General features: G+C 67.1%; 1 protein-coding gene. It reads left to right on the top strand.

Annotated elements, in window-relative coordinates:
* The coding region (locus HHL15_RS26180; RefSeq protein WP_206198987.1) for an SdrD B-like domain-containing protein at window positions 1-1,079 on the top strand (1,079 nt) is incomplete at both ends.

Genomic DNA, 1,079 nt, shown 5'->3' with positions numbered 1-1,079 from the left:
CAGCGGCAATGTGGTCGGTACCACCACCACCGGGGCGGATGGCAGCTACCTGTTCAACAACCTGGCACCGGGCGACTACTCGGCCCAGGTGGTGGCGCCGACCGGCTACTTCCTGAGCGGCAAGGACCTGGGTGGCAATGATGCGACCGACAGCGACTTCGACCCCCTGACGGGCAAGACCGGGGTGGTCAACCTGAGCGCGGGCGAAAGCGACCTGAGCGTGGATGCGGGCCTGTACCAGAAGGCCTCCATCGGCGACCGGGTGTGGTCGGACAGCAACGGCAACGGTATCCAGGACATGGGGGAGGCTGGTGTGGCGGGCGCCACGGTGAAGCTGCTGGATGCCAGCGGCAACGTGATCGCCACCACCCAGACCGACGCCAACGGCAATTACATCTTCAAGGACCTGATGCCGGGGACCTACTCGGTGCAATTCACCGCGCCGGCGGGGTGCAGCTTCACCCTGAAGGACGTGGGCAGCAACGATGGTACGGATTCGGATGTGGGCGCCGTGCTCGGCACCACCAACCTGATCGTCAATGGCAGCTTCGAGTTCGGTACCACGGGGTGGCGCGGGCTGGGTGATACGGTCGAGGTGAGCACCGCCAGCTCCTTCGGGGTGTCCGGTGCCACCGGCAGTTACACGGCCGAGCTGGATGCCAACAAGACGGGCACGGTGACGGGCTTCGCCCAGGACGTGGCGACGGTGGCCGGGCAGACCTACCAGCTGAGCGTGGACCTGGCCCAGCGTTCGGGCACGGCGGCGTCCACCAACACCGCGGAGATCTGGTGGGAAGGCGTCAAGGTGGCCACGGTCGATCCGGCCTCCACCGCCCTGACCAAGTACAGCTTCACCGTGACGGCGGCCGATGCCTCCAGCCGTCTGGAGTTCCGGGAGCAGGCCGGTGACGACGACAGCGTGGGCGGGATCATCGACAACGTGCGTCTGGTGACGCGCAGCGGCGCCTCGGTGCAGAACACCATCCAGACCACCCTGGAGTCCGGCGAGAACGACATGAGCTGGGATGCCGGCATCTACTGCCCGCCGGCCCCGCCCGCGACGGCATCGATTGGCGACA

Source organism: Zoogloea dura, assembly GCF_012927165.1.
Lineage (GTDB): Bacteria > Pseudomonadota > Gammaproteobacteria > Burkholderiales > Rhodocyclaceae > Zoogloea > Zoogloea dura.
This window is presented reverse-complemented; position numbering and strand designations above follow the sequence as displayed.